General features: G+C 39.3%; 14 protein-coding genes and 3 pseudogenes. 10 read left to right on the top strand and 7 right to left on the bottom strand.

The window, feature by feature from the left end; genetic code table 11:
• The 4 genes and pseudogenes from LA20531_RS11835 to LA20531_RS04575 all read right to left on the bottom strand — a co-directional run.
• A complete protein-coding gene (locus tag LA20531_RS11835) occupies window positions 1-126 on the bottom strand; it encodes a hypothetical protein (RefSeq protein ID WP_257790271.1) in 126 nt (41 codons plus the stop codon).
• A gap of 201 nt (window positions 127-327) precedes the next feature.
• Window positions 328-843 carry a PH domain-containing protein gene (locus LA20531_RS04590; protein ID WP_056940759.1) on the bottom strand — a complete coding sequence of 172 codons (516 nt, stop codon included), beginning with the start codon at window positions 841-843 and terminating at the stop codon, window positions 328-330.
• 174 nt (window positions 844-1,017) lie between these two features.
• Window positions 1,018-2,197, bottom strand: a pseudogene (locus LA20531_RS04585) (IS256 family transposase).
• 176 nt (window positions 2,198-2,373) lie between these two features.
• Window positions 2,374-2,661 (bottom strand): annotated as a pseudogene (locus LA20531_RS04575) (hypothetical protein); the annotation flags it as partial.
• 161 nt (window positions 2,662-2,822) lie between these two features.
• On the opposite strand from LA20531_RS04575, the gene glyA reads away from it, so the two are divergent.
• Together glyA and LA20531_RS04560 are read left to right on the top strand one after the other, a co-directional pair.
• A complete protein-coding gene (gene glyA / locus LA20531_RS04565) occupies window positions 2,823-4,058 on the top strand; it encodes a serine hydroxymethyltransferase (RefSeq protein ID WP_056939900.1) in 1,236 nt (411 codons plus the stop codon).
• Window positions 4,059-4,149: 91 nt separating this feature from the next.
• A pseudogene (locus LA20531_RS04560) lies at window positions 4,150-5,741 on the top strand (APC family permease).
• 42 nt (window positions 5,742-5,783) lie between these two features.
• Here LA20531_RS04560 and LA20531_RS04555 read toward each other — a convergent pair.
• Window positions 5,784-6,614, bottom strand: coding sequence for a Cof-type HAD-IIB family hydrolase (locus LA20531_RS04555; RefSeq protein ID WP_056939899.1), 831 nt, complete (start codon window positions 6,612-6,614; stop codon window positions 5,784-5,786).
• Between the two features lie 117 nt (window positions 6,615-6,731).
• Here LA20531_RS04555 and LA20531_RS04550 point away from each other — a divergent pair, with 117 nt between their 5' ends.
• The 6 genes from LA20531_RS04550 (at window position 6,732) to alr (ending at window position 13,284) form a co-directional block, all read left to right on the top strand.
• Entirely contained in the window at window positions 6,732-8,357 is a 1,626-nt protein-coding gene (locus LA20531_RS04550) for a glycoside hydrolase family 13 protein (RefSeq protein WP_056939898.1), read from the top strand.
• 110 nt (window positions 8,358-8,467) lie between these two features.
• A complete protein-coding gene (locus tag LA20531_RS04545) occupies window positions 8,468-8,713 on the top strand; it encodes a type B 50S ribosomal protein L31 (protein WP_013437106.1) in 246 nt (81 codons plus the stop codon).
• A 125-nt stretch (window positions 8,714-8,838) separates the two neighbouring features.
• Window positions 8,839-10,206 carry a UDP-N-acetylmuramoyl-tripeptide--D-alanyl-D-alanine ligase gene (locus tag LA20531_RS04540; protein ID WP_056939897.1) on the top strand — a complete coding sequence of 456 codons (1,368 nt, stop codon included), beginning with the start codon at window positions 8,839-8,841 and terminating at the stop codon, window positions 10,204-10,206.
• Between the two features lie 13 nt (window positions 10,207-10,219).
• Window positions 10,220-11,713, top strand: a complete 1,494-nt coding sequence (locus LA20531_RS04535; RefSeq protein WP_056939896.1) for a degradosome RNA helicase CshA — start codon at window positions 10,220-10,222, stop codon at window positions 11,711-11,713.
• 81 nt (window positions 11,714-11,794) lie between these two features.
• Complete coding sequence (gene acpS, locus LA20531_RS04530; protein WP_056939895.1) at window positions 11,795-12,151, top strand: holo-ACP synthase; 357 nt, start codon at window positions 11,795-11,797, stop codon at window positions 12,149-12,151.
• 2 nt (window positions 12,152-12,153) lie between these two features.
• Window positions 12,154-13,284, top strand: a complete 1,131-nt coding sequence (alr, locus tag LA20531_RS04525; protein WP_056939894.1) for an alanine racemase — start codon at window positions 12,154-12,156, stop codon at window positions 13,282-13,284.
• Window positions 13,285-13,357: 73 nt separating this feature from the next.
• Here alr and cbpA read toward each other — a convergent pair whose 3' ends face one another.
• Window positions 13,358-14,065 carry a cyclic di-AMP binding protein CbpA gene (gene cbpA, locus LA20531_RS04520; protein ID WP_056939893.1) on the bottom strand — a complete coding sequence of 236 codons (708 nt, stop codon included), beginning with the start codon at window positions 14,063-14,065 and terminating at the stop codon, window positions 13,358-13,360.
• A gap of 169 nt (window positions 14,066-14,234) precedes the next feature.
• On the bottom strand, window positions 14,235-15,206 hold the full coding sequence (locus tag LA20531_RS04515) for an L-lactate dehydrogenase (RefSeq protein WP_056939892.1): 972 nt from the start codon (window positions 15,204-15,206) through the stop codon (window positions 14,235-14,237).
• A 133-nt stretch (window positions 15,207-15,339) separates the two neighbouring features.
• Between LA20531_RS04515 and pth the strand changes: the two genes are divergently transcribed.
• Together pth and mfd are read left to right on the top strand one after the other, a co-directional pair.
• Entirely contained in the window at window positions 15,340-15,897 is a 558-nt protein-coding gene (gene pth, locus LA20531_RS04510) for an aminoacyl-tRNA hydrolase (protein ID WP_056939891.1), read from the top strand.
• 1 nt (window position 15,898) lies between these two features.
• Entirely contained in the window at window positions 15,899-19,393 is a 3,495-nt protein-coding gene (gene mfd / locus LA20531_RS04505; RefSeq protein WP_056939890.1) for a transcription-repair coupling factor, read from the top strand.
• Window positions 19,394-19,404: the final 11 nt, after the last annotated feature.

Below are 19,404 nucleotides of genomic sequence, written 5' to 3'. Positions count from 1 at the left end.
TTATTGCAATTTACGTTTGATTTGTTTTTTTATTTTCTTTAATTTTTTACTAGAGTCTTCTACAAAAGTTGGGGCTTTAGAAATTTGAAAGTTTGCTTTTCTGTAACAGAATTGTTTTGTTTCCATAATAAAATCGCCTCTTTGTGTTTACTATAGACATGTTGTAGGTGATTGTCTAGAAAAAGCACTTTAAAAATGTTAATTGGAATCAAGTTAATCAGGAATACAAACGTGATTATGCTAAAGCTGCTGTAGCTGTGATGGAGAATAAGGGAATAGACCACCAAAAAAGCTCTCGGCATCGAAACAATGCTGAGAGCTTTCTCATTATTTTGATAATTTATGTACCTTATGAGCGATAACCATTTCTTTGTTGCGGTCTTCGTAGATGACATCCTTAACATAGTTCCAAGGTGCCATTAAACGACCCTTATTATTCTTGCGGAAAAGGAAATCTGCATGGTGATTGTCTAGGTGACGCAAGTATCTCTTTGCGTTTTGAATATGCTCATGATGCTTCAAAGTAATTCTAGGTTCGAAGTCGATAATTTTGTGATCAGCGTTGAAAACTGGCTTTACTCTATGATGCCAGTTCTTGATGTCAGAAATGTGATGACTGACTTTTTTACCAGCTGCTACAATATTCTCTTTAGTGGCCAAACTATTCTGATCTCTTAACTCTGCATGTGGATCTAGATAATAGTTTCCTAAACCGTCTTGCCGATAAAGTCTTAATTTCTTAAAGGACTTGTTCTTCTTGTCCATTTTAACTTCGATGACATCACCATTAACGTGATTCATTAAATACATGTGATGTTTTTTAGTATAGTTAACTTTTCTCATGATCAGAATTTCACCCCTATTCAACCTAAAAATTATAAACATATTTTTAGTAGATGTATAGAAGAATAACACAAATTTTTGATTAATTCATGTGATAAAAACTATGAAATTAGGAAACTGTCAAATAGTTTGTGTAAATAGATCTTTCTCGTAAATTGATTTTTTAATTTTTTCTTAGTCAAAGTAGGATTCCAATGTATCCTGCACTTGGCCGAAGCCTTTATGGATTCGGTTGAAGTAGCGATCATTGTAGCTTATTGCCTGAATGTCAATGAAAGTATCAAGCGACTGCTCGCTTGGAAACTCTGCTTTGGGCTTTGCCTTGCGTTTAACGACATTGTTAAAGGATTCAATCATGTTGGTGGAATAGATTGAGGGTCTGATCTGTTTGGGATAGTTGTAAAAGACCAATAGATCAGGCTCAATGTCTTTTAGATTCCTAATGACATGATTGTATGCCTTGTTCCATTTGTCATAGAATGCATGAAGAGTTTGTACAGCGGCTGTCTTGTTAGGCTGCCTATGAATCTGCTTGAAATCGTTCATGATTGTCTCACGATCGTCAACACGCACTTTATTGCAAATATTGCGCATGACATGAACCAGGCAGCGCTGAAAATGTGCTTTGGGATAAGTCTTTGCCAGAGCTGTTTTCATGCCGACAACACCGTCAGACAAGAAAAGCTCGACTTGCTTCAAACCCCGCGATCTCATGTTTTGAAGCATTTCAGTCCAAACTTCGACGTTTTCGCTGGGTGCTATGCAGTAGTCGATTACTTCTTTATGGCCATTGGGCCTGATGCCGATGGCAATATGGACGGCTTCACGCTCAAACGTTTCTCGGCACAGCGGAAGATACGTTGCGTCAAGATAAACGCAAAAGAACCTGTCGCTAAGCTTGCGTTTGTGATAGGCTTCAACCTTTGGAATCATTTGCTTGGAAATATTTGATACCTGAGCCGGACTGTAATGGCTGCCGTACATCTTTTCAATCAGATCGGCTATTTCTCTGGTAGTGACGCCTTTGGCATAAAGCTTGATAATCATGCTTTCCAGGACGTCCGAGTGCTGCTTGTAGTCAGGCAGAGTGTGCTGATGAAATTCGCCGTTTCTGTCTCTGGGAACCTGAATTTCGATCTGGCCAAACTGCGTATCAACCTTGCGATAATAGATGCCGTTTCTGGAATTGCCAGAGTTCCATCCGCTTTTTGCATAAGGATCATAGCCTAAAAAGGCAGTCAATTCAGCTTCAAGCAATTGATTAACTGCAGATTGAATTTCCTTGCGCAAAAAATCATTAACTTTGTCTTGATTATTGGAGTGCTTGAGCCATATTTTTGGTAAAATCATTCATGAAGGAGTTCTTCTTTCTGTATGTTGTTTTTTTGTTCAATCCAATCATACGAGAAAGGAACTCCTTTTTCTAATATTTTCAGAAATTAATTTAAGGAATCATTCATCCTTACACAAACTATTTTACAGTCCCGAAATTAGCTTTATATATTATTTTAAATAGTTTTTAGTATCTACTTATAATATACCATTTAATGCTTTCTCAAGCTCCTTACTGAATTCACTTTTTTGCAGGGTCGTGGTTAGGTAGTAAACGGTAGCTTGATTGTCATGAACGGTAAAAGCTATTCGGACAGAACCATTTTTGCCTAAGTTAAGCCGCATTTCATAGCAGGGCAGGTTATTGATCTTTTTTCGTGTAGCTAATTTAACCTTGCTCATCCCAGTTTGCACTTCTTTTTTAATCGCAGAGCCGATTTTAGCTTGAACACTCTTTTTACCCTGAGGATGCTTTTTGAAAAAAGATTATTAATTAGCTGAGACTACAGAATGTCGCCATGCTTTGTTTGCCGCATTTAAGAAAGAATTTCCTCGCAGCAATCGTGCATATTTAAATGTCGTTAGAAATTAATCAATAGTATAATTTTAAATAGGTAGGAAATGTTTTATAAAAAGGAGGGTTTCTTTTGAAATACGCAGAAAAATCACCAGCATTGTGGGATGCAATTCATAAGGAAGAAAAACGTCAACAAGATACGATCGAATTGATCGCTTCAGAAAATATTGTCTCCGATGCTGTTAGAGAAGCTCAAGGTTCAGTTTTAACCAACAAATATGCAGAAGGCTATCCTGGTCGTCGCTACTACGGTGGTTGCCAATACATTGATGAAGTAGAACAACTGGCAATTGATTATGCTAAAAAGTTGTTTAACGCTAAATTCGCTAACGTACAACCACACTCCGGCTCACAAGCTAACATGGCCGTTTACCAAGCACTTTTAAAACCAGGTGACGTCATTTTAGGCATGGGCATGGACGCCGGAGGGCACCTTACTCATGGTGCTAAGGTCAACTTTAGTGGTAAGGAATACAAGTCTTATTCATATGGTTTAAATGTAGAAACTGAAGAACTTGATTTTGATCAAATCCGTAAGATCGCTTTAGACGTTAAGCCCAAGTTGATCGTAGCTGGTGCTTCCGCCTACAGCCGCATTATTGATTGGCAAAAGTTCCGCGATATTGCCGACGAAGTTGGCGCATATTTAATGGTAGACATGGCGCATATTGCAGGTCTTGTTGCGACAGTCCAACACCCAAGTCCAATTCCAGTTGCGGATGTTGTGACAACTACTACGCATAAGACTTTGCGTGGACCTCGTGGTGGGATGATTTTATCTAATAATCTTGAAATTGGTAAAAAGATTAATTCCGCTTTGTTCCCAGGCATTCAAGGTGGTCCGCTTGAACACGTAATTGCTGGTAAAGCACAAGCATTTTATGAAGACTTGCAACCACAATTTACTGATTACATCAAGCAAGTAATCAAGAATGCTAAGGCAATGGCTGAAGTATTTAGCGAATCAGACAATATTCGCGTGGTTTCCGGTGGTACTGACAATCACTTGATGATCATCGATATTACAGATACTGGTTTAACTGGTAAAGAGGCTCAAACATTGCTGGATTCTGTTAACATCACTACTAATAAGGAATCAATTCCAGGCGATAAGCGTAGTCCATTTGTCACAAGTGGCTTAAGAATCGGTACGCCAGCCGTTACTAGCCGCGGCTTTGACGAAGATGATGCTAAGAAGACGGCTTCATTGATTATCAAAATCTTATCTAATCCAAAAGATGAAAAGACGATTGAACATGTTAAAGATGAAGTACATGCTTTAACGCAAAAGCATCCAGTTGAATAAAGTAGCTAACCCCTAGTAGAAAACTAGGGGCTTTTTTGTTATAATTTAGAACTATGTATGATATTGGGGCAAGGATAGGATAAGTGATGATTTGGAAAAACTAAAACGACATAAAATAGGGTTATTTTCTGCCATTATGCTGGCGCTAAATTCATTGATTGGCTCTGGTTGGCTGTTTGGTTCAGGATCAGCCGCAAAGATTGCTGGTCCAGCCGCCATTCTTTCATGGATTTTGGGTGCAGTAATTATTATTGCGATTGCGTTAACCTATGTAGAATTAGGTTCGATGTTTCCTGAAAGTGGTGGGATGAGCCGGTATGCGCAATATAGCCACGGACCGCTGTTAGGTTTTATCGCGGCTTGGGCTAACTGGATTTCGCTGGTTACATTAGTGCCGATGGAAGCTGTAGCCGCCGTGCAATATATGAGTTCATGGCCGTGGAGTTGGGCTAATTGGACGAAGAACTTCATTAAGAATGGCGATATTACTTTTGAAGGAATCGGCGTTGTTTTCATCTTTATGCTTATTTTTACCATGATCAATTTCTGGTCAGTAAAAATCATGACGCATTTTACCAACCTAATTTCAGTTTTTAAAATTTTATTGCCAACTTTGACGATTGTTACCTTGATTTGCAGTGTTTTCCACCCACAAAACTTTGGTACTAACATTAATGAATTCATGCCATATGGTTCACGTTCAATCTTCGAAGCAACGTCAGTTTCCGGCATTATCATGTCTTATGATGCCTTTCAAACTGTAATTAATATGGGTGGGGAATTGAAAAATCCACGCAAGAACATTGTGCGTGGGGTACTCATTTCAATGTTAATTACTGCCGCAATTTATATTATGTTGCAAGTAACCTTTATTGGTGCAGTTGAACCTAGCATGCTTGCCAAGTAGGCTGGCACGGGATCGACTTTACTTCACCATTTGCGGACTTAGCGATTATCTTAGGCATTAACTGGTTGGTAATTCTGCTTTATCTTGATGCCTTTGTCTCGCCGTTTGGTACCGGTGTAGCATTCGTGGCTACTGCTTCAAGAGCCTTGGCTGCAATGACCCATACGCGTCACTTGCCTAAGTGGCTCGGCCGGATCAATCAAAAGTACATGATTCCACGTTACGCAATGGCTACCGATCTGATTTTGGCCGTGATCTTGGTTAGCTTATTTAGAAACTGGAACCTATTGGCTACTGTAATTACAGCTTCTACTTTGATTGCCTACCTAACTGGTCCAGTGACGGTAATGACTTTAAGAAAAATTCGTCCAGATCTTGATCGTCCATTTAAGCCACGTTACATGCCATGGCTAGCACCAATTGCTTTTGTCTTAACTAGTTTAGCAATATATTGGTCAATGTGGCCAACAACGATTCAAGTTATCTTGGTAATTGCGCTAGGTTTGCCAATTTACTTCTATTATGAAATTCGCTACCAGCATTCAGATTTAAAGAAGCAGTTGCATAATTGCTGGTGGATGATTGGCTATTTGATTTTTATGTCGTTTATGTCCTATATCGGCAGTAACGGCTTTGGCGGTCAAAACTGGATCAAGTACCCATTTGACTTTGTCGTTATCATTGTCGTTTCACTTTTATTCTATTACTGGGGCGTTAAGAGTGGTCGTGATCAATTAGATCCATATGCCGAACACATCGCCCAAAATAAAAAATAAGCAAAAATAAAGAGTTGTTGGGATTTTTCTCAGCAGCTCTTTTTAGTTATTGGCTTCATTTAGGTATTTATTTAATACTTTGAACACACCGTTGTCGTTGTTGCTTGGAGCAATAAACTTGGCAATCTTTTTAACGCTATCTTGGCCGTTTTCCATGGCATAGCTAAAACCAGCCAGTTTAAGCATTTCAATGTCATTTTCACCGTCACCGAAAGCAATTAATTCGCTTCTCGGTACATCAAGGTAGGCTAGAAATTCTTTTAATCCAGTAGCTTTATTAACGCCTTGAGGGATAATATCCATATAATTCCAGCCACTAGTGGTAACGTGAATTTTTTCAACGCTGCGGCTATTAAAACCATATTCTAATTCACGTCTGACTTTACTTGGATAATCGACTGTGATTTTGGTGTATTGATCATCTTCTGGAATTTGGTTGAAGTCATCAATTTCAACGCTGTTAGGGTAGAAATAATGATGCCCTCGCTTAAATTCAGCTGGCGTACTCTTTAAAAAGTAAGAGTGTTTAACACCGCTAACTAATAAGGTATCAACAGCGCCAGGATAACGTTGGTGCAGATAGTCGATCAAATGCAAAATGCATTTTTTAGTAAAAGTAGTGGTACGAATAATCTTGCCATCGCGGACGAGTACGGCGCCATTATCTGCCACAAAGTCGACTGAATCGATGAAGTCGATAAAGTCATCATGAAGACGACCGGCAGGACGACCACTGGCGATAATGAAGTGGGCACCATGCTTGTATAATCTGTATAAAATCTCGCCAAACATCTCATGATCGTATACTTTTTTATCATTTTCAAAAGTACCGTCGACGTCTACGGCAACGGCTTTAAAAGGAAGTTGTTTCATATAATTACATCTAAAAAATTCTGATACCGTTAACAGTTTACCATTTCTTGCAAGTGCTTACATAACTTCTTTATAGTAATAAATAAGAAAAAGATTTTTAGAAGTGAGGAAATGTTTATGACTACTCCATGGTGGAAAAAAGCAGTTGTTTATCAAGTTTATCCTAAGTCATTCCAAGACAGCAATGGCGATGGAATTGGGGATTTGCAAGGAATTATTTCAAGATTAGGTTACTTAGAAAAATTAGGGATTGATGCCATTTGGCTTTCACCAGTTTATCAATCACCTGGCGTCGACAATGGCTATGATATTTCTGATTACGAAGCGATCGATCCACAATACGGCACGATGGCTGATATGGATGAGCTGATTAAAAAGGCAAAAGAACACCATATCAGAATCGTGATGGACTTGGTGGTAAACCATACATCTGATCAACATAAGTGGTTCATTGAATCAAGAAAGAGCAAGGATAATCCATATCGTGACTACTACATTTGGCGTGATCCAGTTGATGGTCATGAACCTAATGAATTAAAGTCAGCCTTTTCAGGGTCAGCTTGGAAATTTGATGAAAAAACAGGTCAATATTACTTACACTTTTTTGCTGATCAACAGCCAGATTTAAATTGGAAGAATCCAGAATTGCGCCATAAGATCTACGACATGATGAATTTCTGGCTTAATAAGGGTATCGGCGGCTTCCGGATGGACGTGATCGAATTGATCGGTAAGGATCCCGACAAGATGATTCGTGAAAATGGCCCAATGCTTCATCCATATTTGCAAGAAATGAACAAGAATACTTTTGGCAAGCGTGATGTGATGACAGTTGGTGAAACTTGGAATGCAACACCAAAGATTGCGGAAGAATATTCTGATCCTGCACGTCATGAATTATCGATGGTCTTCCAATTTGAAAATCAATCTTTAGACCAACAACCAGGTAAAGAAAAGTGGGATTTGCGTCCGCTCGATCTGGGCGAATTGAAGAAAGTTTTAGTTAAATGGCAAACTGAGATTGATTTTGACCATGCTTGGAACAGTTTGTTCTGGGAAAACCATGATATTCCACGAGTAATTTCTCGCTGGGGCAATGACAAAGAATATCGCGTACAATGTGCTAAGATGTTTGCCATCGTTTTGCACATGATGCACGGCACACCATACATCTTTAATGGTGAAGAAATCGGCATGACTAATTGTCCGGTAAAAGATATTAGTGAAGTAGAAGATATCGAAAGCATTAATATGTACAACGAGCGTTTAGCTGAAGGCAATGACAAAGATGAGCTGATTCATGCTATCAATGTTAAGGGCCGTGACAATGCTCGTCGTCCTATGCAATGGAATGATGATAAGAATGCCGGCTTTTCAGATGGTAAGCCATGGCTAGCAACTAATCCTAACTATGTTGATATTAATGTAGAAAAAGCATTGGCTGATCCAGATTCAATTTTTTACACTTATCAAAAATTGATTAAGTTGCGGCATGAAAATGATGTTGTGGTAAACGGTGATTTCGAATTGATTCCTGATACAGGGAATGCAGTTTTAGCATATTACCGCGTCTTAGATGGAAAGAAATGGTTAGTAGTTGCTAACTTATCTGGTGAAGAGCAGAAGTTTGATTCTGATGATCAGATTGATCAAGTTTTAGTTGCTAACTATGAAGAAAGAGGCAATTTAAAGGGGATTACTCTTAAGCCTTATGAAGCTTTTGCCTGCAAAATAATTAAGTAGTAGTTATTGAAAAAATATCTTGAATTAATAACTTGAAGATGGTATTCTAGTCTACGTTAATCGATTAATCTATGATCTGTAATACGGTCATGGCAAAGGAGTAATAAATTATGAAACAAGGTATTCATCCAGATTATCAAAAAGTAGTTTTCATGGACTCAGCTACTGGTGCTAAGTTCTTAGCTGGTTCAACTTTGAAGCCAGAAGAAACTATCGACTACGAAGGTAAGACTTACCCATTAGTACGTGTTGAAGTTTCATCAGATTCACACCCATTCTACACTGGCAAGCAAAAGTTTGCTCAAGCAGATGGTCGAATCGAAAAGTTCAACAAGAAGTACGGCTTGAAGAAGTAAACCTTTATCTGGTGGAAGCAGTCCCATTGGGGGGCTGCTTTTTTGTTATAGATTATTTGGCATAATACTTGAAAGACAGTATAATGGTGTCTGTATAACATTGTTTTTATGGGAGTAATTATTCAATGAAAATGCAAATGGCGGAAATTGCCAAGGCTTTAAATACAACTTGTGAAGGCGACGATCAAACAGTTATTACTTCTGTTGCCTTTGACTCCAGAAAGATCACAAATGGTGGTTTGTTTGTACCACTTGAAGGTGAACGTGATGGACATGATTTCGTAGCTGGTGCTATTAGTAATGGTGCTTCTGCTACGCTTTGGAAGAAGGGACATCCTAACAAACCAGAGAATATTGCGGTAATCGAAGTAGATGATCCACTTAGCGCAATGCAAGATTTGGCACGCTACTACTTACGCAAGGTTAACCCAACTGTAGTTGGTATTACTGGTTCAAATGGTAAGACTACTACTAAAGACATGGTAGCTGCCGTTTTGTCCAAGCGTTTTAACGTTCATAAGACACAAGCCAACTTTAATAACGAGATTGGTGTGCCAATGACCATTCTTGAAATGAAGCCAAATACTGAAATTTTGGTACTTGAAATGGCTATGGACAGACCTGGTCAATTACACCACTTAAGTGAATTGACTCATCCTGATGTAGCCGTAATCACTATGATTGGTGAAGCTCACATCGAATTCTTTGGTACACGTGACAAGATTGCCGATGCCAAGATGGAAATTACCGACTTCTTGCGTGAAGACGGTGAATTTATCTTCAACGGTGATGAACCATTGTTACAAGAACGTGCTAAGAAGCTTGATCAAGTTAAGGCTACCTTTGGCTTCAGGGATGAAGATACAGTTCACGCTACTGGCTTTAAGAGCTACATGCACCATGCTACTTTCACTATTAACGATTCAGAGCAAAAGTTCTCAATCCCAATGATTGGTAAGCACAACGTTTCAAACGCTATGGCTGCAATTAGTGTTGGTCGTCACTTTGGCGAAAGCGATGAAGAAATTGCCTCATCACTTTCTAACTTCAAGCCAACTGCTAACAGAATGGAGTGGGAAAAGGGCGATGCCGGCGAAGCAATTATGAGCGACGTTTATAACTCTAACCCAACTGCTGTTAGAGCCGTTGTTACTAGCTTTGGTCAAGTTGAAGTTAAAGACGACGGTCGTAGAATTGCCGTCTTGGGCGATATGCTTGAATTAGGTAAGAACTCTCCTGCACTTCACGCTGGTTTAAGTGATACTTTGGATCCACAAATCATCAATGAAGTATATTTGTACGGCCCTGAAATGAAGAACTTGTACGATGCATTGAAAGACAAGTATAAGCCAGAACATTTGCATTATTATACACAAGATCAAATGGATCGTATGATCGACGATCTTAAAAATGATATTAAGCCGGACGACATTGTTGTATTAAAGGGTTCACACGGGATGCACCTTGAAAATGTCTTAGCCCGACTAAGATAGGAGAATAAATTTTTTGAAATTTTCAGAATTAGGATTAAACGATGCGCTTCTTAAGGCAATTAAACGCTCAGGCTTTGAAGAAGCAACTCCAATCCAGGAACAAACTATTCCACTTGCTTTAGCGGGCAAGGATGTAATTGGTCAAGCACAAACTGGTACAGGTAAGACTGCTGCTTTTGGTTTGCCAATTTTACAAATTATTGATAAAAAAGAAAAAGCAATTCAAGCGATCATTATTGAACCAACGCGTGAATTGGCTATTCAGACTCAAGAGGAATTATTCCGTCTAGGTCGTGATGAACATGCCCACGTACAAGTAGTTTATGGTGGAGCTGATATTGGTCGTCAAATTCGTTCTTTAAAGCACCATGTACCATCAATTTTAGTAGGTACTCCAGGACGTTTATTGGATCACTTAAAGCGTGGCACAATCAATTTGGACAAAGTTAAGGCTGTTGTTCTAGATGAAGCAGACGAAATGCTTGATATGGGCTTTATTCAAGATATTGAAAGCATTTTGAAGTATGCCAAGAACCGCAAGCAAACTTTGCTCTTTAGTGCAACGATGCCTAAGCCAATCTTACGTATTGGCGAAAAGTTCATGAACCATCCTGAAATTGTTCAAATTAAGGCTAAGGAATTAACTGCAGACTTAATCGACCAATACTTTGTTCGTGCCAAAGAATCAGAGAAATTCGACATTATGTGTCGTTTAATCGATGTTCAAGGTCCAGACTTGGCTTTGGTCTTTGGTCGTACTAAACGCCGCGTAGATGAGCTGACACGTGGCTTGCAAGCTCGTGGCTATAATGCAGCCGGTATTCACGGTGACTTGTCACAAGCTCGCAGAATGGCTGTCTTGAAGCGATTCCGTGAAGGTAAGCTTGATATTTTGGTAGCTACTGATGTCGCTGCTCGTGGACTTGATATTTCAGGTGTTACTCACGTTTATAACTACGATATTCCGCAAGATCCAGATTCTTACGTTCACCGTATTGGTAGAACTGGTCGTGCCGGTCAAAACGGAATTTCAGTAACTTTTGTAACGCCAAATGAAATTGGTTACATGAAAACCATCGAACAATTAACCAAGAAGAAGATGTCACCACTTCGTCCACCTACAGATGCGCAAGCTTTCCGTGGTCAATTGAAGCAAGCTGAAGCTGAAATCGAAGATTTGATGAATGGTGATTTGGGCAAGTACACGCAAGAAGCTAGTGAACTGCTTGATAACTACTCAGCACTTGATTTGGTTGCAGCCTTCTTGAAGAATCTTTCTAAAGATTCTTCTGACGTTAAGGTTAAGATCACCCCAGAAAAGCCACTTCCATACAAGGGAGATGGTCGTCACAACCGTGGCGGTCGCGGCAAGGGACGCAACAATCGTGGACATGGCAATGGTAATTATCACCGTCGCAACAACCACAACTATCGTCATAATGGCAATCGTGGTAATCGCGGTCGTGGCAATGGTCATGAATTTATTATCAAGAATAAAAAAGATTAATTTTTATCCTAAAAAAAGAAGTTGTTATTCTGACAACTTCTTTTTTGTATTATAATGATGTCATTGTGTGAGGTGAAAATTATGATTAAAGGTGTAGGAATCGACTCAGTTGAAGTTGAACGAGTAAAGAAGATTGTAGACAAAGGTGATTCCTTCGCTAAAAAAGTATTGACTCCAAACGAATTTGCTCAATATCAAAAGATGAAGGGCAAAAGAAAAGTTGAATATCTTGGTGGTCGTTTTTCACTAAAAGAATCTTTTTCTAAAGCAATGGGGACAGGTCTTGGCAAGTACGTCGGTTTTCAAGACGTTGAAACCCTATGGGATGATTTGGGTCATCCTGTAATGACCTCAACCAAGTTTGATGGGAAGATTTACCCAAGTATCACACATGATAATCATGAAATTATTACATTTGTAGTTTTGGAGGAAAATTAATAATGGTTCCAGGCTATCATCGTCCCGCAGTAGTAAAAGTTAATTTGGGTGCGATTAGAAGAAATCTTGAAAATGAAATGAAGCATCTTGAACCAGGTCAAAAGATGCTGGCAGTTGTTAAGGCCAACGCTTATGGTCACGGTGCAGTTGAAGTGGCTAAAGTAGCTGATGAAGTCGGTGCAGCTGGTTTTTGTGTTGCTATTTTGGATGAAGCTTTGCAATTGCGTCACAACGACATTGTTAAGCCAATTTTGGTTTTAGGTGTTGTATCACCTGAATATGCACCAATTGCCGCTGTCAATGACGTTTCATTGACTGTACCAAACTTAGAATGGCTTAAAGAAGCTGAAAAGTACCTAGAAAAAGACAACTTACAATTGAAGATTCATTTAGGTATTGATTCAGGTATGGGCAGAATCGGCTTTAACGAAGATGAGGACTTTATTGCTGCCAACAAGTTCTTGGAGAACAATGACAACTTCTTTGTAGAGGGCATGTTTGCTCACTTTGCTTCTGCAGACAGTAGCGATGAATCTTACTTTGAACGTCAAATTAAGAAGTTCAGACATATGGAAAGCTTGTTAACAGTTAAGCCAAAGTGGATCCACATTGACAACACTGCCGCAAGTATTTTCCATAGTGGCATCAAGAGTGATTTAGTTCGTTTTGGTATCGGAATTTATGGTTTAAACCCATCTTCAACTCCTGATACCCCTGATTTAAAGCCTGCATTTAAGCTTGAACCAGCCTTGTCATTTGAAAGTGAATTGACTCATGTTAAGACAATTCATAAGGGTGACGGTGTAAGTTACGGTTCAACTTTTGTGGCTGATGAAGATACGATTATCGGTACTGTACCTGTTGGTTATGCCGACGGCTGGATCAGAAAGTTCCAAGGCTTCAAGGTTAAGGTAGGAGACAAGTATTGCCCAATTGTTGGTCGTATTTGTATGGATCAATTTATGGTAAAAATGCCAGAAAAGATGCCAGTAGGTACTAAGGTAGAAATCATCTCAGCTGATCCTACTGCTCCTAACAACATTAAGGCTGCAGCTGACTACGTTGATACTATTCACTACGAAGTAGCTTGCTTATTAAATGATCGTTTGCCACGTGTTTACTACGAAAAGTAATATTTAAATATATTAGGCAGACAAAAAAGCTTCTAGAATTTCTAGAAGCTTTTTATTATGGTCAAATTTTCATTTAGTCTTGTGATGGGCGTTCAATAAATACGCCAGGGTTTTCATCACTCATGATTGTCATACCAGCTTGCAAATCTTCGATTTCTGAAACAACAAAACCTTTTTTATGCAGCTTATCAACAATAGTCTTCATAGTGATTTCTGAAACGCCAGCAGGTAAGGTGAATAATGTTCTTCTTACGAAGTCGCCTTGAAGTTCACCAGCTGCCGCATCAAGTGTCATTACACTAGACATGTTAGTGTGCTTAGACACGATCTTAGACATCTTAATCAAGTTACCACGTGCGTTGTCAGACAAAACAGTTAAAACGTAGGAACCGTTCTTAATATCCCAGGCATCTGACAACATATCAAGCAATCTTGAGTGGGTAAGAATACCGTAGAAGTGATTTTCTTCATCCAAAACAGCGATGTATGGTAAGTCCTTGATGTTAAAGAATACCTTGAAGAAAGGTGAGTTAACCTTGATGGCCTTAGTTGCGTTCTTAAGCAAGTAGGTTACAGGTAAATTCATATCGCCGCCTTGTGACTTATGACGGTAGATGTGCATCTTATAAATGTTACCGCGGAAAATTGTACCAGTATCATCTACAATAGGCACACATCTATAACCTGAATCTTCTAAGACTTTTAATGCTTCTGCTAACGTGGCTTTTTCATTAACTGTAGTTAAATAATCTTTCTTAATAACTAAAGATTTAATAAGCATGAGTTCGCCTCCAAAGGGAAAATATTACAAGTAATTATAGCATAATCAATGAGTTAATTAAATATTAATTAAAGACCAGCTAAGATAATCAACTATATTTTAACAATAGTTGGGCAAATAAAAAAGCATCTTCTTAGCGGAGATGCTTTTTAAATTAAAGTTTAATGGATTATTGACGAACCTTAACGCCAGTTTCCTTGAAGGCCTTGTCCATAACTTCCTTCAATTGCTTTGCAGAAGCTTCCATCTTAGCTTGTTCATCATCGCTTAATGGCATTTCGATGATTTGTTCAAGACCCTTGCGGCCAACAACTGCAGGAGTACCAATGTGAAGGTCGTGTAAGCCGTATTGACCATCCATAGCTACTGAAAGTGGAAGTACACGGTGTTCGTCGTTCAAGATAGCCTTAGCGATCATTGCTGAAGCAGTACCGATACCGTAGAAGGTAGCACCCTTCTTGTTGATGATGTCGTAAGCCATGTCAGCAACTTCCTTGTGGATGTCTTCAAGCTTAGATTCATCCATACCGTGAGCCTTAACCCAGTCACTAACCTTTACGCCACCAACATTGTTGTAGCTCCATGCTGGGAATTCAGTATCACCGTGTTCACCAAGCATGTATGCGTTAACTGAACGTGGGTCAACGTGTTCCATTTCACCGATAACCTTTTGAAGACGACCAGTGTCAAGTGAAGTACCTGAACCGATAACACGATCCTTAGGGAAGCCTGAGATCTTCCAAGTTGCGTGAGTCAAAATGTCAACTGGGTTTGCAACTACTAAGAAGATACCATCAAAGCCTGATTCAACGATTGGTTCAACGATTGATGATAAAATCTTCAAGTTCTTGTTTACAAGGTCAAGACGAGTTTCACCTGGCTTTTGTGGAGCACCAGCAGTGATAACGATTAAGTCTGCGTCCTTGCAGTCTGGGTAATCAGCTGCGTAGATGTTCTTTGGGTAAGTCCATGGAGTAGCATCTGCTAAGTCGATTGCGTCACCTTGAACGTGTTCCTTAGCGATGTCGATGATACCTAATTCTTCAGCGATACCTTGTTGTACCATTGAGAATGCGAAGGTAGAACCTACGGCACCGTCACCGACTAAAATAACTTTACGGGGTTTTTCAACTCTTGCCATAACAATAAAGTCTCCTTTTTATTAGTGATAATTTTAACAAAGCAAATTATACCATGTTAGCAAGCATTAATAAAATTATTATTTATTGTTTGTGCTATTATATGAGGGATTATGTAATGAGGGGTATATATTAATGAAAATAATTGCAGGTTTAGGCAATCCAGGCCAAAAATACGATAAAACCAAGCACAACACAGGATTTATGACAATGGATCATTATCTTGATGAAAAGGGCTTGTCACTAGATAAGGATAAATTTGAAGGACTTTGGACCAAGCAAAAAGTTAACGGTGAAGATGTAATTTTGCTTGAACCACAAACTTATATGAATGAATCGGGTCGTTCAGTTAGTCAAGTCGCTAACTTCTTTAAGGTTGATCCTGAAAATATTTTGATCATTCAAGACGATATGGATATGCCAATTGGTAAAATTAGAATTAGAGCCAATGGAAAATCTGGTGGTCATAACGGAATTAAGAGCATTATCCGTGATTTAGGAACTGAAAAGTTCAACCGTTTAAAGATCGGTATTCGTCACCCTAAGAATGCAACTGTCGTTTCATGGGTGCTTACCCCATTTAATGATGAACAACAAAAGTTGATGGATGATGCATTTGATACAAGCGTAAAGATTATCGACGACTTTATTGCAGGTCGCGATAGTCAATATTTGATGAATAAATATAATTAAAATGCGTTTAACAGAAATACTTAAACAAGATCAAGATTTAAATAATTTTATTGCAAAAACAAAACAAGTAAAAAACTCACTAATCACTGGCGCTAATGCCGGTGCTTTTAGTCTACTCTTAAAGCAAATTGTTTCTGAGCCAAATGCGCCTTTAATTTTAATTGAAGAAAATGAAAGCAAGGCCCAGAACCTATATGGTGAATTAAACTCAATTTTGGAAGACGATGCTGCCCATTATTTTCCAGTCGATGCAACCATTGCTACGCAAACTGCGGTTAGTTCACCAGACGAATTAAGCAGCCGAATCCAATCTTTGAATTTTTTATTGAGCGGTAAACCAGGCATTGTGGTAACCACACCACAGGGATTGCAGTATAAATTATCGTCGCCGGCAGATTTTGCCAAGGCACGGCGAGAATTTGCACCAGAAAAAGAATATGAATTAACCGAACTGAATAATTGGTTAGTTGGTGCTGGCTATAAAAAAGAGGCATTGGTAGCCCGTCCTGGTGAATTTGCCATTCGTGGTGATATCTTGGATATTTATCCACTAGATCGTGAAAATCCGGTCAGAATCGAATTCTTTGGCGATGAAATTGATACTATCAAGGAATTTGACTTGGCAAGTCAACGGAGTCAAAAAGAAATTGAGCAGGTAACGGTGGCTGCTGCGCAAGACCGCGTTTTTGCCAAGGATGAAATTTTTAATGCAGCGGAAAAAATTAAAAAGGATATGGTCGATGCACCTGCACCAGCTAAGGCTGTAAAAGATCACTTTGCAGTAGCGCTCGATAATCTTGAAGATGGCGGGTTGCCGGATAATTACGCTTTTTTGGTCGACTACTTAATTGAAAAGCCAAGCAGCTTATTAGAATATTTGCCTAAAAATGGTGAAATTTTATTGGATGATTTGCCATTGATTAAGCAAGCAGTTGAAGACGTGGATAAGCAAAATGCGGCATTTATTAGTGATGAACTAAAAACTGGCGCAATGTTGCCACATCAAGAATTGCGGTCTGATTTTGATGATGTTTTAAGTAAAGATAAGCATCATCGGATTTACTTTTCACTTTTCCAAAGAAGCATGGGACGCTTGCGTTTAGGACAGATGCTCAACTGGCAAACGCGTGAGCCGGAACAATTCTTTAGTCAAATGCCGTTGATTAAATCAGAACTTGAATCCTACCAAAAGTCTGGTCAAACGGTTGTCTTGCAAGCCGACAATGATAAAAGAGCTAGACAGATTGATCAAACAATGGTTGATTTTGGCCTTAATTTGCCAATTGTCGGTGAAGACGAATTAGTTGAAGGCAGAGCTCAAATCATGGTTGGTGGCTATGCCAGCGGCTTTTCTTTACCAACGGTTAAATTAGTTTATTTAACTGAACGAGAACTATTTAATAAGCGTCCGCAACGTAAAAAACGAATTAAGACCTTGGAAAACGCGCAAAGATTGCGTAATTATACCGAACTTAAACCTGGCGACTACGTTGTTCACGTCAATCATGGTATTGGCCGTTTTGAAGGAATTAAGACTCTCGAAAATAATGGCGTAAAACGAGACTATATCACCATTACTTACCAGCATGGCGACCAGCTTTTCGTGCCAGCGGATCAATTGAGCTTGGTTCAAAAATACGTTGGTTCAGAGGGCAAGACGCCACATATTAACAAACTAGGTGGTAGCGAATGGGCTAAAACCAAGCGGAAAGTTCAATCTAAGGTTGAAGATATTGCCGATGATTTGATCGAACTTTATGCTAAACGTGAATCTGAAAAAGGTTTTGCCTTTTCACCAGATGATGACTTGCAGCGCCAATTCGATGATGCCTTTCCATACCCTGAAACGCCTGACCAGTTGCGTTCAATTAAGGAAATTAAAGAAGATATGGAAAAGCCGAAGCCAATGGATCGTTTGCTAGTTGGGGACGTTGGTTTTGGTAAAACTGAAGTTGCTTTGCGGGCTGCTTTTAAGGCAATTCAAGATAATAAGCAGGTTGCCTTTTTGGTACCTACGACTATTTTGGCTCAGCAGCACTATGAGACAATTCAGGATCGGTTTAAGGATTTCCCAGTAAACACGGCGATGTTGTCACGTTTTCAAACTCCGGCTGAATCAAAAGAGATCATCGAAGGACTTGAAGATGGCAAAATCGACTTAGTTGTGGGAACTCACCGACTTTTGTCTAAAGATGTGCATTTCAAGGACTTGGGTCTGTTAATTGTTGATGAAGAGCAGCGCTTTGGTGTTAAACACAAGGAAAAGTTAAAGCAATTAAAGGCAAATATCGATGTTTTGACGCTGACGGCTACGCCAATTCCACGTACGTTGCACATGTCAATGGTTGGGGTACGTGATTTATCAGTTATGGAAACTCCACCACAAAATAGATATCCAATTCAAACTTACGTCATGGAACAAATTCCTAGCGTAATCAAGGATGCCTGTCTAAGAGAAATGAAGCGTGGCGGTCAAGTCTTTTATTTACACAACCGAATTAGCGACATCGACGAAACGGTTGAAAAGTTGCAGCAGTTGATTCCAAATGCCCGGATCGCTAGTGCACACGGCAGAATGAGTCAGAACCAGCTGGAAGATATTCTGTATCGTTTTTTGAATCGTGAATTTGATATTTTGGTAACGACCACAATCATTGAAACTGGTATTGATATGCCTAACGTTAATACCATGATCATTGAAGATGCCGATCACTATGGCTTGAGTCAGCTGTATCAATTGCGTGGTCGAATTGGTAGAAGTGCCAGATTGGCTTATGCCTATTTCCTTTACCAACCAAATAAGGTTTTGACTGAAGTTGGTGAAAAGCGGCTAGATGCGATTCGCGACTTTACTGAACTTGGGTCAGGTTTCAAGATTGCCATGCGTGATTTATCAATCAGAGGTGCCGGCAACATGCTAGGTGCCCAGCAGCACGGCTTTATCGATAGTGTTGGCTATGACTTGTACTCACAAATGTTGAGTGATGCTATTAAAGAACGTAAGGGCAAAAAGACCGTTAAGAAGTCGAATGCTGAAATCGATCTTAAGTTTGAAGCATATATTCCTGATTCATATATTGGCGATCAGGAAGAAAAGATCGAATTCTATAAGAAGATTAAAGCTGTTGCCGATCAAGATGAATTGGATAAAATTGAAGACGAATTAATTGATCGTTTCGGTGATTATCCTGCAGCAGTAGAGAACTTGTTGGCGGTTGCTGGTTTAAAGGTTGATGCAGATTTGGCGCAAGTGCTGACTGTCCTTAAAACTGGCGATAAAATTAAAGTTGAATTCAATAATGCGGCTTCACGTGAATTAGAAGGACCTAATATCTTCAAGGCACTTGAACACGTGAATATGAAAGCCCGTATTAGCATGAATCAAGAAAAACGGATGGTAGTATTGCTGCAAATGCCTGATGAAATGAAGAATCGTGTTTTATTCAATGAATTAGCCACATTCTTGCAGGCAGCAAGCGATATTGTACAAAGATAATTGCGAGGAAT

Origin of the sequence: Lactobacillus amylovorus DSM 20531 (genome assembly GCF_002706375.1) — a bacterium.
Classification (GTDB): domain Bacteria; phylum Bacillota; class Bacilli; order Lactobacillales; family Lactobacillaceae; genus Lactobacillus; species Lactobacillus amylovorus.
This window is presented reverse-complemented; position numbering and strand designations above follow the sequence as displayed.

Coding starts and splice junctions, on each gene's coding strand:
- LA20531_RS11835 (WP_257790271.1), bottom strand. CDS start 126: ATGGAAACAAAACAATTCTGTTACAGAAAAGCAAACTTTCAAATTTCT.
- LA20531_RS04590 (WP_056940759.1), bottom strand. CDS start 843: ATGAGAAAAGTTAACTATACTAAAAAACATCACATGTATTTAATGAAT.
- LA20531_RS04555 (WP_056939899.1), bottom strand. CDS start 6,614: ATGAAACAACTTCCTTTTAAAGCCGTTGCCGTAGACGTCGACGGTACT.
- LA20531_RS04550 (WP_056939898.1), top strand. CDS start 6,732: ATGACTACTCCATGGTGGAAAAAAGCAGTTGTTTATCAAGTTTATCCT.
- LA20531_RS04545 (WP_013437106.1), top strand. CDS start 8,468: ATGAAACAAGGTATTCATCCAGATTATCAAAAAGTAGTTTTCATGGAC.
- LA20531_RS04540 (WP_056939897.1), top strand. CDS start 8,839: ATGAAAATGCAAATGGCGGAAATTGCCAAGGCTTTAAATACAACTTGT.
- acpS (WP_056939895.1), top strand. CDS start 11,795: ATGATTAAAGGTGTAGGAATCGACTCAGTTGAAGTTGAACGAGTAAAG.
- alr (WP_056939894.1), top strand. CDS start 12,154: ATGGTTCCAGGCTATCATCGTCCCGCAGTAGTAAAAGTTAATTTGGGT.
- cbpA (WP_056939893.1), bottom strand. CDS start 14,065: ATGCTTATTAAATCTTTAGTTATTAAGAAAGATTATTTAACTACAGTT.
- LA20531_RS04515 (WP_056939892.1), bottom strand. CDS start 15,206: ATGGCAAGAGTTGAAAAACCCCGTAAAGTTATTTTAGTCGGTGACGGT.
- pth (WP_056939891.1), top strand. CDS start 15,340: ATGAAAATAATTGCAGGTTTAGGCAATCCAGGCCAAAAATACGATAAA.
- mfd (WP_056939890.1), top strand. CDS start 15,899: ATGCGTTTAACAGAAATACTTAAACAAGATCAAGATTTAAATAATTTT.